The following is a 13,946-nucleotide window of genomic DNA, read 5'->3' as shown; positions in this document are numbered from 1 at the left end:
CTTCTTAACCGCGGGCGGTTAAGAAGTACTCACGGGTGGCGCAGCCACACATGATAACGAGCCGCGGAGGCGTCCCAGCGTGGATCAGCAGGACCCGCACGTCGTCGACCGCGTACTCGCGCGTCTGGACCGCCCGTCCACGGCGAGCAACACGCAGACTTTCCACCACCGAGAGTCCTAGACTTCCTGTAGGTGGGAACACAGGGAGGCGACATGATCTCGGGTTTCCGGAACCGGTCGCACCTCGTGCGTGACGCCCAGGGCAGCGGCCTCGTCGAAGCGTTCGTCATCATCGGGATCTGTACGATCCTGCTCACCCGCGCGTACCTCCACCTCACCGGTTATCCGCAGGTCGGGGGATCGTCGCTGCACATCGCGCACGTCCTGTGGGGCGGACTCGGCATGGTCGTGGCGCTCGTGACCGTGTTCTCGTTCCTCGGGATGAAACCGCGGGTCCTGGGGGTCGTGATCGGCGGCATCGGATTCGGGTTGTTCCTCGACGAGATCGGCAAGTTCGTCACCAAGACCAACGACTACTTCTACCGGCCGTCCGTCGCGATCATGTACGTGGTGATCGTCGTGTTGCTGCTGGTCAACCGGTCGCTGCACGACGTGCGGCCGCCGACCCCGACGGAGGACGTCGCCAACGCCGCCGCCATCGCGCTCGGCGGCCTGGACCGCGGCCTGGACCGCGCCCGCCGGGAACAGGCGCTGGCACAGTTGCGCCGGGCGGCCGCCGCCGGGGCGGACGAGGCGACGCTGACGTCCGTCCGGGATCTGCTCGACCACTGCCCGGACCGCAACGGCCGGACCGTGCCGACGGCCAGGGAGCTGGCCCGTCGCGCGACGCCCGCGTTCGCGAAGGGCCCCGGCATGCTCTGGACCGCGGCCGTGCTCCTCACTCTGTTCTCCACCCTGGGACTGCTCAGCGCCGTGATCACCCTCGACGACGACCTCCGCGGCGACGAGGGAACCGACATCACGACGATCGGTCAGCTCACCGGATCCGCGATCGCGTTCGTCCTCTGCTGGTCGGCCGTCGTGCGACTGCGGAACGGCAAACTGTGGCCGCTGCAGTTCCTGCGGGCGGCAGCCCTGGTCACGGTGCTCCTCACCGAGGTGTTCGATTTCGTCGCACAGGAATTCGGGGCGCTGCTGAACGTCGCGGTCGGACTCGGCGCCCTCGTCGTCTTCTCGTCGCGCATCGCGGTCACGGAACGAGCCCGGGCACTGACGCTCGACAACTCTGCTGCAACGAAACTCGGCCCGTTGCCACCCCGGGAGCCGTCGTCGCTTACCGTAGACAGGTGAGCATCCAAGCCTCCGGTGCCTCGACCTGGCCCGCAGTACTGACGTGGCGGGCGGACAACGCACCCCGAATGGAATCGGTGCGCGTCCAACTGAACGGCGACCGCATCAAGGCCGCAGGCCGGATCATCGGCGGCGAGTGCCCCGAGCATCCCGCGTTCAGCGCGTCCTACGACCTCGTCACCGACGAGAGCGGCGTGACCCGCCGGCTGTCGCTGCGGACGTCCGTCGCGGCCGGTGAGCGGCAGATGTCGATCAGCCGGGACGAAGAGGGCACGTGGATGGTGGAGCACGGCGCCAACCACCAGCGGTCCACGTTCGAGGGCGCACTCGACGTCGACATGGTGCTCAGCCCCTTCTTCAACGCCCTGCCCATCCGGCGGTACGGCTTGCACCTCGGGTCCGAGGACGTCGAGGTGCCCGTCGTCTACGTGAACCTCCTGGACCTGCGGGTGGAGGGCGCGATCCTCACCTACAGCAGCGGTCCGGACGGCATTCACGTGCTGTCGCCGGTGTCGAGTTCCTCGGTGACGGTCGACCGCGACGGGTTCATCATCGACTACCCGGGCCTGGCGGAACGGATCTAGGCGGCGGAGCCGCCCGTGCGTGGTTAACGAGTCCCTGCACTCGCCGGGCACTCACAGGCGGCGGAGCCGCCCCCCGCGCCGGCCGGCGTCACGCATCTCCTCGATCCAGCCTTCGTGGCCGGGAACGATGCCGGTGATCTCCCAGGTCTCCTGGTTGTCGTACGTCAGGCGCGCGCCGTGACCGTCTTCGACGAGTGTCGCCGTGGACGACTGCTCCGCCAGTTCGGTCCGGGCGTCCTGCAGCAGTGTCAGTGCCTCGTCCAGCGCGATCAGCAGGGCGTCCCGGTTGCCCTCGCACATGGCCCGGACGAGCCCGGGGGCGCTTCCGGCCACGCGGGTGCCGTCGCGGAACGAGCCGGCCGCCAGGCCCAGGGCCAGCGGTCCGCCGCGGGCTCCGGTGATCGCGAGCGTCTCGGCCAGCAGGTGCGGCAGGTGCGAGATCCGCGCGACCGCCCGGTCGTGTTCGGCGGACTCGGCGGGCACGACGACGGAACCGCAGTCCAACGCGAGTTGCGCGACCTGCGTCCAGATGCCGGGGTCGACGCCGTCGTCGGTGCCGACCACCCACACGGCCTCCCGGAACAGGTCGGGGCTGCCGACGCTCCACCCGGACGCCGACGTTCCCGCCATCGGATGCCCGCCCACGTAGCGGTCGGCGAGTCCCTGCCGGGCCGCGGCCGCCGCGACCTCGGCCTTGACGCTGACGACGTCGGTGATCGGGCAGTTCGGTGCGTACAGGGCGATCGCGGTGAGGGTGGCGGCGACGGCGGGGACCGGGACCGCGATCACGATCAGCGCGGATTCGGCGGACGCGCGCTGCAGCACCGCGACGAGATCGGTGTCGGCGTCGAATCCGTCGGCGCGGGCGGCGTCGACGGACGGTGCGGACCGGTTGTGACCCCACGCTTCGCGGCCCGCGCGCACTGCCGCACGCAGCAGCGAGCCGCCGATCAATCCCAGGCCGAGCACGCACACCGGAGGTGTGGAGGGGGTTTCAGACACCCGAACAGGTTGGCACATTCGACGGCGGACTTCATTTACCGGCACCCAGCGGGCTACCGTTGCGCTCATGGGTGCACAGCGCGCGGAAAACAACAGCGCCTCCACGGATCGGGCAGAGGATCTGGAGGGCTTCGGTGTCGCAGTAGTACACGAGGACGGCCGGTGGAAGGTGAAGGCCCTCACGTCGGCTGCTCTGACCAGTCTGAGCGTCGCGGAGGAGGAGCTTCGGGCCCTCCGTAGCGCGGGCGCGTTCTTCGGTCTGCTGGACGTGGACGACGAGTTCTTCATCGTGCTCCGTCCGGCGCCGTCGGGAACGCGCCTGCTGCTGTCCGACGCCACCGCCGCCATCGACTACGACATTGCCGCCGACGTCCTCGAGGCGCTCAACGTCGAGGTCCCGGACATCGATCCGGACGACCTCGACGACGTCGAGCCGTGGGAGGAGGGCGACCTGTCGCTGCTCGCCGACCTCGGGCTGCCCGAACCCGTTCTGGCGGTCATCACGTCCGAGACGGATCTGTACCCCGACGAGCAGCTCGGGATGATCGCGCAGCGGCTCGGGTTCACCACGGAGCTGACCGGGGTCCTCGACAAGCTTCCCCGGTAGTCCCGCACGCCGTGACTCTTCAGGACGACGAGCGGATGATCCGCGCGGCGATCGAGGCGGCCCGCGCCGCCACCGACGCCGACGTGCCCGTGGGTGCGGTCGTGTTCGACGCGGACGGCGTCGAGGTGTCGCGGGCGGTGAATTCGCGGGAGGCGATGTCGGACCCGACGGCGCACGCGGAGATCATCGCGTTGCGGGCCGCGGCGCGGGTGTACGGAGACGGGTGGCGGCTCGAGGGGGCGACGCTCGCGGTGACGCTGGAGCCGTGCACGATGTGCGCGGGCGCGCTGGTGCTGGCCCGGATCTCCCGGGTCGTGTTCGGGGCGTGGGAGCCGAAGACCGGTGCCGTCGGCTCGTTGTGGGATGTGGTCCGCGATCGGCGCCTCACACACCGTCCGCAGGTCAGGGGCGGTGTTCTCGAGGACGAGTGCGCCGGCATCCTCGAAGACTTCTTCCGTGAGCGGCGCTGACCGGTTTTAAACGCTTTCGTGGGGTACTCGACACAGTGTGGCCGGGTCGTCATGACCCGTGCTTCTCTGGAGACAGGCGCCGACGAGGCGCCGCCGGACCCGTCACCGGGTTCGAAATCGGATTCACGGAGGTATCTCGTGGGAATCGCAGACAAAGCTTCGAACAAGGCGGAAGACCTCAAGGGCCAGGCGAAGGAAGCCACGGGCAAAGCGACCGGCGACCCGGACCTGCGCGACGAGGGCAAGGCGGACCAGGCGTCCTCGGCGGTGAAGGATGCCGGCGAGAAGGTCAAGGACGCCGCGAAGAACCTCAAGGACAAGCTCACGTAAAGCGGCTTCACCTGGCGATTTCAGGCTCGGGCGCCACATCCGGTAAAGTCACCGGCGGTGGCGTGTCCGAGCGGCCTAAGGAGCACGCCTCGAAAGCGTGTGACGGGTAACCCCCGTCCGAGGGTTCAAATCCCTCCGCCACCGCCACAGCTCCCCACCTGCCCGCGCAGGTGGGGAGTTTCTTTTCTGTCTCGGTCCGCGACGCTCGTTCACAGCACCTTCGCAGGTCGTTCCGGGTGACATCCCTTGAAGCTGCAACTAGCCTGAGCTCATGAAAAAGCTGTGGTGGTTGGTCGGCGCAGTGGTCGTTGTCGTACTCGCGGTGCTGGTCGGACCGTGGTTCTACGGCCAGTTCATCGCAGAGGACGACGCACCGGCGGCGTCGGTGTCGACCGAGGGCGCGGAGGCGGCCACCGGATCGGTCGACGGGCAGTGGACCGTCACGCCCGGGCAGGGCTCCAACCAGACGGCGGCCGGGTACACCGTCCACGAGATCCTCAACGGCGCCAGTGTCACCGTGGTCGGGTCGACCGGCGACGTGACCGGCAACGCGACCGTCGAGGGGGAGAAGCTCACCGCCGGCGACGTGACCGTGCAGGTGGCGACCGTCGCGACCGATCAGGCCCGCCGCGACAACCAGTTCCGCGGCAATGTGATGGACACCGCCACGTTCCCGACGGCCACGTTCACGGTCGATTCACCGGTCGATCTGTCCGGTCTGCCCGCGGACGGTTCCGTGGGAACCGTGTCCGCGCAGGGCACGCTGACGCTGAAGGGTCAGTCGCGTCCGGTGACCGTCGACATCGACGTGCTGCGCTCGGGCGACGACCTCATCGCGTCGGGCAGCATCCCGGTCACCTGGACGGACTTCGGTGTGACGCCCCCGTCACTGGGTTTCGTGACCGTGGACGGCAGCGGCACGGTCGACTTCCTGGTCAGCTTCGCGCGATCCTGACGGCGTCCAGCCGGGTGGACCGAACACGTAGCCGAGCTTGTCGCGCCACGACGACGCCCGGCGCCAGTCCCGGCCGATGGCGGCGTACTCGTGGGTCTGCAGCTTCCAGATGTTGTAGGTGCCCACCGGTGTGGTGAGCCCATAGGTGGGGCGGTGGGTTTCGGGTTGGAACGTGCCGAACATCCGGTCCCACACGATGAGGATGCCGGCGTAGTTCCGGTCGAGGTACTCGGGGTCGCAGCCGTGGTGGACGCGATGGTGCGACGGGGTGTTGAACACGAATTCGATCGGCCTGGGCAGCGTGTCGATGCGCTCGGTGTGAACCCAGAATTGGTAGACGAGGTTCACGGAGAATCCTATGAACACCATCCACGGCGGAATGCCGATCAGCGGCAACGGAATCCACATCAGGATTTCGGCGCTGTTGTTCCACTTCTGCCGCAGTGCGGTGGCGAAGTTGAAGTACTCGCTCGAATGGTGCGCCTGGTGGGTGGCCCAGATGAGGCGGATGCGGTGTGACATCCGGTGATACGTGTAGAACAGCACGTCGACGCCGAGGATGAGGATCACCCACGTGTACCAGGCGTCGGCGGGCAGGTGCCACGGCGCGACGTACACCCAGATCGCGGAGTACCCGATCAGGGCCAGCACCTTCCAGAACGTCGTCGTCAGGATGGACACGGCACCCATCGAGATGCTCGCCCGCGCGTCGCGGCGCTCGTAACCCCCGCGAACCGGGCGGGACCGTCCGTCGGGGTCGATGGTCGCGTCCTCGAGGTGCCGGGCCGCGAACCATTCGAGGGCGAGGAACAGCACGAACGCGGGGATGGCCAGCGTCACCGGCTCGTGCAGGGGCGTCAGCAGCGCCGAGTTCCATGCCGACGTCACGGTCTCCCACATGCCGCTTCCTCCATACAAGACGATCGTCCAGTTCACTGTACCCCGGAGTGACATGCGTCACTGGGTGGGATTTGCCGGTTTTCATACTCGGATGGTAGGAATTCGGTGTGCACATCACCGCAAAGGTGGACTACGCCGTGCGGACGCTGATCGAACTCGCCGCGGCCGGGCCGTCCCCGTCCAAGGCCGAGTTCCTGGCACAGTCGCAGACGATTCCGCACAAGTTCCTCGAGGCCGTGCTCGCCGACCTCCGCCGCGGCGGACTGGTCAACAGCAGGCGCGGACCCGACGGCGGCTACTGGCTGGCGCGGCCCGCCGAGGACATCACGATCGCCGACGTGATCCGGACCGTCGAGGGTCCGCTGGCGTCGGTGCGCGGTGAGCGCCCCGAGGACGTCGACTACGGCGGACCGGCCGCGAAACTGCAGGACGTGTGGATCGCGGTGCGGGTGAACCTGCGCGCCGTGCTCGAGAACGTGAGCCTCGCGGACGTGGCGAACGGGCAACTGCCGGGATTCCTCACCACGTTGACGTCCGACCCCGGCGCCTGGGAGCGTCGCACCCGGCCGGCTACGTCGGTTGACGAGGGCGCAGCGCGCGGCTGATCGTCCGGCCTGCCGCGCGCACCAGTGGGACCAGCGCGTTCAGCGACGCATTCTCCGCCGACACCACGAGCGACACGGCCGCGACCGCCGTTCCGGGACGTTCGAAGATCGGGGCCGCGACGGAGACGGCGTCCATGGTCACCTGACGATCACTGATCGCGACCTCGGATCGGCGGATCTCGGCGAGCGTGCGTCGCAGGACGACGGGGTCGGTGACGGTCCGTTCGGTGAACTTCTCGATCGGCCCGGCCAGGACCTGCTCCTGCACGTCGGTGGGCATGTACGCGAGCAGGGCCAAACCGATGCCGGACGCCGTCAGCGGGAACCGGCCGCCGACGCGGGTCTGGACGGGCACCGCCTTCTGTCCGGCGATGCGTTCGACGAACACGACCTCGGTGCCCTCCGCGATGCCGAGTTGCACGTTCTCCCGCGTGATCTGAGACAGGTCCTCCATCACCGGCATCGCCAGTTCGCGCAGCATCGTGCCGCGCGGTGCGAGCGACGCGATCTCCCACAGTTTCAGCCCGACGGTGAAGCGACCGCTGCTGTCACGTTCGAGGGCGCCCCATTCGATGAGGTCGCTGGTCAGCCGGTGCACGGTGCTCAGTGGGTACCCGGACTTGCGCGACAGGTCGCTGAGCGTCAGCCGCGGCGACGCGGGGGTGAACAGTTCGAGGAGCCGTAACGAGCGAATGGTCACCGATCCGGTGATCGCCATTGCTCGGTCTCCGTCTCACAGTTCCAGCGTCAGGCGTGCACAGCTCGCACGCGAGACGCAGATCATCATGGTGTCGCCCTCGGCCTGCTCGTCCGCTGTGAGCAGGGAATCCCGGTGATCGACAGTACCGCCGAGCACGGTCGTCTCGCAGGTTCCGCACGTCCCCTCCTCACAGGACGACAGCACCTGGACGCCTGCCGCGGTGACGGCCTGCAGGATCGACTGCTCGGGCGGCACGGTGACGGTCTTGCCGCTCAGCGTCAGTTCCACCTCGAACCCCTCGGCCCGGACCGGCTGGTCGAGGTCCTTGGCCGCGAACCGCTCGAGGTGCAGCGTGCCGGACGGCCAGCGGTCGCAGTGAGCGGTGACGGCGTCGAGCAGCGGCGCGGGCCCGCAGCAGTAGACGAGGGTGTCGTCCCGGACGTCGCCGAGCAGCCCCGTCAGGTCGATGAGCCCGTGCTCGTCCTGGGGGTGGATCACCACCCGGTCGCCGAACCGCGCGGCGAGGACGTCGGCGAACGCCATCGAACTGCGGCTGCGTCCGCCGTAGACGAGGGTCCAGTCGGCGCCGGCGTTGTCCGCGGCGTGTGCCATCGTGAGGATCGGCGTGATCCCGATGCCGCCGGCGACGAACACGTACCGCGGTGACGGCTCGAGCTCGAAGTGGTTGCGCGGACCCCGGATCGTGACGCGGTCGCCTTCGCTCAGCTTGTCGTGCACGAACTGCGAACCGCCGCGGCCAATCGCCTCCCGCAGCACGGCGATGCGCCAGGTGCCGGTGTCGGCCGGGTCGCCGCACAGCGAGTACTGGCGGGTGAGCTCGGGTGTCAGGACCAGGTCGACGTGCGCACCCGGCGTCCACGCGGGCAGGTCGGCTCCGGACGGGTCGCGGAACTCCAGCACGACGATGCCGTCGGCGCCGAGCGTCCGGGTGGTCAGCTCCAGTTCGAGCACGGGTTCGGGCGGGATGGGCATGGCGGTCTCTTCCGGGAGGTCAGACGGGAACGGGAACGGAGTCCGGCGCGGCGGGCAGCGGCACGGCGGGTACCGGCGGGTCGGTGGGGTGGTGGCCGTCGGGGCAGGCGAGCAACCACTCCCACAGGGCGGCGGGTTCCTCCGCGACGTGGCGGGCGCCGCAGTGGCACTCGCCCTCGAGCAGGTCCGAACCCGGCAGCCACACGATCCGCATCACGTGGGTGCCGCGGAGCATCCTCGTCGGTTCCACGGCTCAGCCCGCCGCGGCGGCGACGGCCCGCGACGCGCCGGCCAGCTTCTTCAGGAGGCGGCGGGCGCCGAGTCCGCCGGCGTCGATGTTGATCGACAACTCCTGGTAGCCGTCCTTTTCGGTGTCGAGCGCCTGCTGCAGGATGTTCAGCGCCACGACGTCCTGCATGACGACGGTCCGGTTGTTCTCGGCCAGGAACGCCGTGACGGCGTCGTCGCCGATCGCGAAGTCGCGGGCCACGGCCCAGAAGTCGAGGGTGGAGTTCTCGGTCGACGGGGTGATCGCGTAGACGATCTCGCTGTGGAACGCGTGCGGGTCGGAGCCGTCGTCGCCGGGCAGCGGTGCGCCGACCGGGGCGATGCGGCTGTGCAGCAGGTACAGGCACGGCGGGGTGTACTCGATGTCCTGCCAGCGGGTGATGCGACCCTCGATGCCGGTGGACTCGGAGTAGAACGGCGGGCACTCGGCGTCGTCCATGTGCCGGGACACGTAGATCACGTTCCGGTCCTCGTCGATCTCCGTGGTGATCGGGGTTTCCGCCACCTCGGGGGTGCCGATGTAGCCGCCGTGCAGGTACGTCTCGTGGGAGAGGTCCATCAGGTTGTCGACGAGCAGGCCGTAGTTGCAGTCGATCGGTTCCATGCCGGACACGACGGTGTAGTCGGGGGAGTCCATCCACGGTGCGCGGGGGATGCGGGTGGGATCGCCCTGTTCGGGGTTGTCCGGGTCGGCGATCCACACCCACACGAACGAGTCCTGCTCGACCACCTGGTACGAGCGCAGCCGGGCCGTGCGGGGAACGCGGGCCTGGCCGGGCACGAACACGCAGCCGCCGTCGCTGCCGTAGGTGAATCCGTGATAGCCGCAGACCACGGAGTCGCCGTCGAGCCGGCTCGGCGCCTCGGACAGCGGGTAGCGGCGGTGCACGCAGCGGTCGCTCATCGCGACGGCCTCGCCGGCCTCGGTGCGCCAGAACAGGATCGGCTCCTCGCAGATCGTGCGCGAGAACAGTTCGCGTCCGACCTCGCGGCCGTAGGCTGCGACGTACCACTGGTTGCGGGCGATCGTGGACATGAGTGCCTCCGGAATATGCTGGGCTGCTGCGTGATTCGTGACACCGGACTCGAAGAGGCGACGGCGTCGTCCCCACCACTGTGCGGCACCGGAGGTGATCCACCACACTCGGTTTCCGAATGCCGGAAGGATTTCGTCAGGGCTTGCGAACGAGATAGGCGAACATCGTCACCGACATGTGGAAGTCGCCGCTGCGGGCGGCGGCATTCAGCTGGTCCAGGAGGTCGTCGCGCTGCGCGGCGGTGATCGCTCCCTCCGCGACCGCGGAGGCGGTCATCATCTGGACGAGGGGACCGGTCACATCCGCCGGATCCTGAATCAACGCCTCCGAGCCGATGTCCTCGACGACGAGACCGGCGGCGGTGAGCTGACCCGGGAGCAGCCGACCGGAGTGCGGGTTGGCGGTGTGCGCCAGCATCACGTCCATGATCTCCTGCAGGACCAGGGGGTCGCCGGGGTGCACGATCGCCGTGCCCCAGTCGCTGTCGACGATCACGCCGCGCCCACCGGGCCGCAGGACGCGGACCACTTCCGCCGCCGCGCGGTCCGGTTCGCTCAGGTGCTGGAACACCCGCTCGCTGCGCACGACGTCGAGGCGGTTGTCGGGGAACGGCAGCGAGTACGCGTCGCCGATCACGAACTGCGCGGTCGAGCCCTCCTGCTCGGTCCGCTCCCGGGCGAGGACGGCCATGCCGGGATTGGGATCGAGCCCGATCGCCCGGCCCGACGCGGTGACCGCGGCCGCGAGTGCCCGGGTCTCCGATCCGGTGCCCGAGCCGATGTCGAGGGCGCTCTCACCCGGCTGCACGTGCAGGGCGGCGAACGACCACTCGCGCAGTCGCCGGATTCCCGGGCGCGCGGCCTGGACGTCGAGAACGGACGCGAGTTGGTCCAGGGCGGCGCGGTCGATCTCGTCCGCCCGGAACGAGAGCGGCGCCGTCGGATCGGACATGGGTCCACCGTAACGCCGCGGTGATCCCCGACACAGTGCCGCGCGGATTGTGGGCAAGAACATGAAAATTGCGCTCTTACGCAAATTTGCAGAGCTGCGCAAGTTCTGTACCGTCGGTGTAGTGATTTCGGAAATCGGACTGCGGGACCGCAAGAAGGCCGCCACCCGCGCAGCCCTCAGCGGCGCCGCCGCACGCCTGGCCCGGGCGCTGGGCATCGAATGCGTCACCGCTGACGCCATCGCGTCCGAGGCGGGAGTCTCTACCCGGACGTTCCACAACTACTTCTCCAGCAAGGAAGAGGCGGTCCTCGCGCACTTCGAGCAGTCCGTCCACGACTGGGTGGACCTGCTCCGCGCCCGCCCCGAGGACGAGCCGATCTGGGATTCCCTCGAGCACGTGGTGGTCCAGATCGTCACCGCTCCCGGGAAGCCGCTCGAAGAGACCGCCGTGATGATGGACCTCGTCGAGTCCAGCCCCGCGCTGCTCGCGAAGAAGCTCGAAGTGCATCTCCGGGTCACGCGCCTCATCGGCGAAGTGATCGCCGAACGCACCGGCACGAACATCGACACCGACCTCTACCCCAACCTGCTGCACATGGCGGTCGGATCGGCGTGCAAGGCGTCGATCGACCTGTGGCGCAGCGGCAAGACCGGCGCCAGCGGACCCGAAGAACTCGTCCGCGACGCCATGCGTCAACTCCGTCAGGGAATCCCGCAGCCGTAACCGGCTGCCCCGAACCACCCTTCTTTCCACCGACTCAGAAGGAGCCTCTCGTGGCCACCTATCTCTATCGGATCGGCAGATTCGCCTACCGGCGAAAAGGCGCGGTCCTCAGCGTCTGGTTGGTGATCCTGGTGCTCATGGGCGTCGGGGCGGCAACGCTGTCCGGGCCCACCAAGGACTCCTTCTCCATCCCGGGCACCCCCGCGCAGCAGGCGCAGGACCTGATGGCCGAGCGCTTCCCCGAGGCCGCGGGCAGCGACCCGATGAACGCCGTCAGCGCGCGCTACGTGTTCGCCGCACCCGAGGGGCAGACCCTCGAGAGCGAGCAGAGTCAGCAGGCGATGGACGCGGTCCTCGCCAAAGTGCGCGGCATCGAACAGGTCCAGGACGCCGCCAAGGTCGATCCCGCCACCGCCTCGGGCGCCGAAGCCGCGAAAGCCCTGGTCAACCCCGTCACGGCGAACGATCAGCTGGTCGAGATGGCGAAGTCGACGGCGGCCGACAAGGGAATCAGTGAAGCGGACGCCGTCGCGAACGCGCAGGCGCTGTCGCCGCTGAACGCGGACAAGACCGTCGGCTACGTCGAGGTGCCGTTCACGGGCGGCATGGGCGACGTGGATCAGGCCCTGCGCGACCAGATCTCGGCCGCTGCCGACGCCGGCCGCAACGCCGGACTGACCGTCGAGATCAGCGGGTCCGCCGCCAACGAAGCCGAGCCGCCCGGCGGCTCCACCGAACTCGTCGGCATCGGCGTGGCCGCTGTCGTGCTCGCGCTGACGTTCGGTTCTCTGGTGGCCGCGGGTCTGCCGTTGATCACCGCGATCATCGGCATCATGATCGGCAGCCTCGGCATCACCGTCGCCACCGGCTTCACCGACCTCAGCTCGATGACACCCACGCTGGCCATCATGATCGGCCTCGCCGTCGCCATCGACTACTCGCTGTTCATCGTGTCCCGCTTTCGGCACGAACTCACCCTCACGGACGACCGCTCGGAGGCGGCCGGACGCGCCGTCGGCACCGCCGGCTCCGCCGTGGTGTTCGCCGGTCTCACGGTCATCATCGCGCTGATCGCGCTGCGCGTCGTCGGGATTCCGTTCCTGTCCGACATGGGTGCGGCCGCCGCGTTCACGGTGTTCATCGCCGTCTCGATCGCCCTGACGCTCCTGCCCGCGATCCTCGGGTTGTTCGGGAAGAAGGCGTTCGCAGGCAAGATCCCGTTCCTCACCAGTCGCGACCTCGAGGACGACGAGGGCAAGCCGAGCCTCGCCCTGCGGTACATCAGCGCCGTGGTCCGCAGACCCGCGATTCCGCTGATCGCCGGCGTCGTGGTGCTCGGGGCGCTCGCCGTCCCCGCGACCGGCCTGAGCCTGGCCCTGCCCAGCGAGGGCACCGGCGACCCCGCCACCAGCTCCCGGCAGGCGTACGACCTCGTCAGCGAAGGCTTCGGCCCCGGCAAGAACGGGCCGCTGCTCGTCGTCGTCGACGCCAAGGACGTCACCACCGGCACGCCGTCGGAGGCGTTCGGTGAGGTCGTGAAGACCATCACCGCACAGGACGACGTGTCGAACGCGCAGGTCGTCGGTGTCAACAAGGCCGGCGACACCGCGCAGATCCTGGTCACGCCGAGCAGCGCGCCCAGCGATCCCGCCACGATGGATCTGGTGAACAACATCCGCGGCGCGGAGGCCGACCTACACGACTCGATCGGCGTCAACTACGGCGTCACCGGGCAGACCGCGCTCGAAGGCGACGTGTCCGAGACGCTGCAGGACGCGCTGATCCCGTACCTCGCGGTGGTCGTGGGCCTGGCCTTCCTCCTGCTGCTGCTCGTGTTCCGCTCGCTGCTCGTGCCGCTGACCGCCACGCTCGGCTTCCTCCTCAGCGTCGCGGCCACGTTCGGTGCCACGGTCGCGGTGTTCCAGGAAGGCTGGGGCGGCATCATCTCCAACCCGCAGCCGATCGTCAGCTTCATGCCGATCTTCCTGATCGGTGTCGTGTTCGGACTCGCGATGGACTACCAGGTGTTCCTGGTGACCCGGATGCGGGAGGAATACGTGCACGGCGCGACCGCGAAGCAGGCCGTCACCGTCGGCTTCAACCACGGTGCCCGGGTGGTCAGCGCCGCCGCGGTCATCATGATCTCGGTGTTCGCGGCCTTCATCGCCGAGCCGAACTCGTTCATCAAGTCGATCGGCTTCGCCCTGGCGGCGGCCGTCTTCTTCGACGCTTTCATCGTGCGCATGGTGATCATCCCGTCGGTGATGGCACTGCTCGGCGACAAGGCCTGGTGGCTGCCGAAGTGGCTGGACAAGATCCTGCCCAACGTCGACATCGAGGGCGAGAAGCTGAAGAAGGTCCTGCACGACGCGGACAGGCGCTTCGCGCCCGTGAGTGGTTGAGGAGTTTCTGGACTCGTCAACCACTCACAAGGCCGCAGGCCCTTCTGTTGGTAACCTTCGGACATAATGATGACCCGCCAGGATCGC

At 68.7% G+C, this 13,946-nt stretch carries 16 protein-coding genes and 1 tRNA gene; 10 read left to right on the top strand and 7 right to left on the bottom strand.

Annotated elements, in window-relative coordinates:
- The first annotated feature begins 213 nt into the window (after positions 1 to 213).
- Both ACFTZB_RS16820 and ACFTZB_RS16815 read left to right on the top strand, forming a co-directional pair.
- On the top strand, positions 214 to 1,311 hold the full coding sequence (locus tag ACFTZB_RS16820; RefSeq protein WP_378433045.1) for a hypothetical protein: 1,098 nt from the start codon (positions 214 to 216) through the stop codon (positions 1,309 to 1,311).
- Positions 1,308 to 1,895: a putative glycolipid-binding domain-containing protein gene (locus ACFTZB_RS16815; protein ID WP_072938341.1), complete on the top strand. Its 588-nt coding sequence runs from the start codon at positions 1,308 to 1,310 to the stop codon at positions 1,893 to 1,895. The genes ACFTZB_RS16820 and ACFTZB_RS16815 overlap by 4 nt, the downstream gene beginning before the upstream one ends.
- Before the next feature lie 51 nt (positions 1,896 to 1,946).
- Here ACFTZB_RS16815 and ACFTZB_RS16810 read toward each other — a convergent pair whose 3' ends face one another.
- A complete protein-coding gene (locus ACFTZB_RS16810) occupies positions 1,947 to 2,915 on the bottom strand; it encodes a prephenate dehydrogenase (RefSeq protein ID WP_378433043.1) in 969 nt (322 codons plus the stop codon).
- Between the two features lie 49 nt (positions 2,916 to 2,964).
- Between ACFTZB_RS16810 and ACFTZB_RS16805 the strand changes: the two genes are divergently transcribed.
- The 5 genes from ACFTZB_RS16805 (at position 2,965) to ACFTZB_RS16785 (ending at position 5,259) form a co-directional block, all read left to right on the top strand.
- On the top strand, positions 2,965 to 3,504 hold the full coding sequence (locus ACFTZB_RS16805) for a tRNA adenosine deaminase-associated protein (protein WP_087561549.1): 540 nt from the start codon (positions 2,965 to 2,967) through the stop codon (positions 3,502 to 3,504).
- 11 nt (positions 3,505 to 3,515) lie between these two features.
- Positions 3,516 to 3,974, top strand: coding sequence for a nucleoside deaminase (locus tag ACFTZB_RS16800; RefSeq protein ID WP_005561213.1), 459 nt, complete (start codon positions 3,516 to 3,518; stop codon positions 3,972 to 3,974).
- Between the two features lie 138 nt (positions 3,975 to 4,112).
- Positions 4,113 to 4,304: a CsbD family protein gene (locus ACFTZB_RS16795; RefSeq protein WP_009477222.1), complete on the top strand. Its 192-nt coding sequence runs from the start codon at positions 4,113 to 4,115 to the stop codon at positions 4,302 to 4,304.
- Between the two features lie 56 nt (positions 4,305 to 4,360).
- A tRNA-Ser gene (locus ACFTZB_RS16790) sits at positions 4,361 to 4,451 on the top strand.
- A gap of 124 nt (positions 4,452 to 4,575) precedes the next feature.
- Positions 4,576 to 5,259 (top strand): YceI family protein, encoded by a 684-nt coding sequence (locus ACFTZB_RS16785; RefSeq protein ID WP_378433041.1) that lies wholly within the window; start codon positions 4,576 to 4,578, stop codon positions 5,257 to 5,259.
- Here ACFTZB_RS16785 and ACFTZB_RS16780 read toward each other — a convergent pair.
- A complete protein-coding gene (locus tag ACFTZB_RS16780; protein ID WP_378433040.1) occupies positions 5,191 to 6,159 on the bottom strand; it encodes a sterol desaturase family protein in 969 nt (322 codons plus the stop codon). The two genes, ACFTZB_RS16785 and ACFTZB_RS16780, sit on opposite strands and share 69 nt — an antisense overlap.
- Before the next feature lie 107 nt (positions 6,160 to 6,266).
- Here ACFTZB_RS16780 and ACFTZB_RS16775 point away from each other — a divergent pair, with 107 nt between their 5' ends.
- Positions 6,267 to 6,764, top strand: a complete 498-nt coding sequence (locus ACFTZB_RS16775; RefSeq protein WP_124394269.1) for an Rrf2 family transcriptional regulator — start codon at positions 6,267 to 6,269, stop codon at positions 6,762 to 6,764.
- Here the strand turns inward: ACFTZB_RS16775 and ACFTZB_RS16770 are convergent.
- The 5 genes from ACFTZB_RS16770 to ACFTZB_RS16750 form a co-directional block, all read right to left on the bottom strand.
- The gene (locus ACFTZB_RS16770; protein ID WP_378433039.1) at positions 6,730 to 7,482 is read right to left on the bottom strand and encodes an IclR family transcriptional regulator; all 753 of its coding nucleotides are present in this window, start codon (positions 7,480 to 7,482) and stop codon (positions 6,730 to 6,732) included. The two genes, ACFTZB_RS16775 and ACFTZB_RS16770, sit on opposite strands and share 35 nt — an antisense overlap.
- Before the next feature lie 15 nt (positions 7,483 to 7,497).
- Positions 7,498 to 8,457, bottom strand: coding sequence for a PDR/VanB family oxidoreductase (locus tag ACFTZB_RS16765; protein ID WP_378433037.1), 960 nt, complete (start codon positions 8,455 to 8,457; stop codon positions 7,498 to 7,500).
- Between the two features lie 19 nt (positions 8,458 to 8,476).
- Positions 8,477 to 8,692 carry a hypothetical protein gene (locus ACFTZB_RS16760; RefSeq protein WP_378433035.1) on the bottom strand — a complete coding sequence of 72 codons (216 nt, stop codon included), beginning with the start codon at positions 8,690 to 8,692 and terminating at the stop codon, positions 8,477 to 8,479.
- Positions 8,693 to 8,710: 18 nt separating this feature from the next.
- A complete protein-coding gene (locus ACFTZB_RS16755) occupies positions 8,711 to 9,781 on the bottom strand; it encodes an aromatic ring-hydroxylating dioxygenase subunit alpha (RefSeq protein ID WP_378433034.1) in 1,071 nt (356 codons plus the stop codon).
- A 136-nt stretch (positions 9,782 to 9,917) separates the two neighbouring features.
- Complete coding sequence (locus tag ACFTZB_RS16750; RefSeq protein ID WP_378433033.1) at positions 9,918 to 10,733, bottom strand: class I SAM-dependent methyltransferase; 816 nt, start codon at positions 10,731 to 10,733, stop codon at positions 9,918 to 9,920.
- A gap of 121 nt (positions 10,734 to 10,854) precedes the next feature.
- Here ACFTZB_RS16750 and ACFTZB_RS16745 point away from each other — a divergent pair, with 121 nt between their 5' ends.
- Both ACFTZB_RS16745 and ACFTZB_RS16740 read left to right on the top strand, forming a co-directional pair.
- Positions 10,855 to 11,457, top strand: a complete 603-nt coding sequence (locus ACFTZB_RS16745) for a TetR/AcrR family transcriptional regulator (protein WP_072938316.1) — start codon at positions 10,855 to 10,857, stop codon at positions 11,455 to 11,457.
- Between the two features lie 50 nt (positions 11,458 to 11,507).
- Positions 11,508 to 13,859: an MMPL family transporter gene (locus ACFTZB_RS16740; protein WP_378433032.1), complete on the top strand. Its 2,352-nt coding sequence runs from the start codon at positions 11,508 to 11,510 to the stop codon at positions 13,857 to 13,859.
- Positions 13,860 to 13,946 lie beyond the last annotated feature (87 nt).

The organism is Rhodococcus sp. NPDC057014, assembly GCF_042673295.1.
GTDB lineage: Bacteria > Actinomycetota > Actinomycetes > Mycobacteriales > Mycobacteriaceae > Rhodococcus_F.
The sequence above is the reverse complement of the archived record's forward strand: the minus strand, read 5'-3'. Positions and strand labels throughout refer to the sequence as shown.

What these genes read in the sequence shown, in the direction of transcription:
- ACFTZB_RS16750 (WP_378433033.1), bottom strand. Translation starts at nt 10,733, where the DNA reads ATGTCCGATCCGACGGCGCCGCTCTCGTTCCGGGCGGACGAGATCGAC.
- ACFTZB_RS16805 (WP_087561549.1), top strand. Translation starts at nt 2,965, where the DNA reads ATGGGTGCACAGCGCGCGGAAAACAACAGCGCCTCCACGGATCGGGCA.
- ACFTZB_RS16820 (WP_378433045.1), top strand. Translation starts at nt 214, where the DNA reads ATGATCTCGGGTTTCCGGAACCGGTCGCACCTCGTGCGTGACGCCCAG.
- ACFTZB_RS16765 (WP_378433037.1), bottom strand. Translation starts at nt 8,457, where the DNA reads ATGCCCATCCCGCCCGAACCCGTGCTCGAACTGGAGCTGACCACCCGG.
- ACFTZB_RS16760 (WP_378433035.1), bottom strand. Translation starts at nt 8,692, where the DNA reads ATGCTCCGCGGCACCCACGTGATGCGGATCGTGTGGCTGCCGGGTTCG.
- ACFTZB_RS16755 (WP_378433034.1), bottom strand. Translation starts at nt 9,781, where the DNA reads ATGTCCACGATCGCCCGCAACCAGTGGTACGTCGCAGCCTACGGCCGC.
- ACFTZB_RS16770 (WP_378433039.1), bottom strand. Translation starts at nt 7,482, where the DNA reads ATGGCGATCACCGGATCGGTGACCATTCGCTCGTTACGGCTCCTCGAA.
- ACFTZB_RS16785 (WP_378433041.1), top strand. Translation starts at nt 4,576, where the DNA reads ATGAAAAAGCTGTGGTGGTTGGTCGGCGCAGTGGTCGTTGTCGTACTC.
- ACFTZB_RS16810 (WP_378433043.1), bottom strand. Translation starts at nt 2,915, where the DNA reads ATGTGCCAACCTGTTCGGGTGTCTGAAACCCCCTCCACACCTCCGGTG.
- ACFTZB_RS16780 (WP_378433040.1), bottom strand. Translation starts at nt 6,159, where the DNA reads ATGTGGGAGACCGTGACGTCGGCATGGAACTCGGCGCTGCTGACGCCC.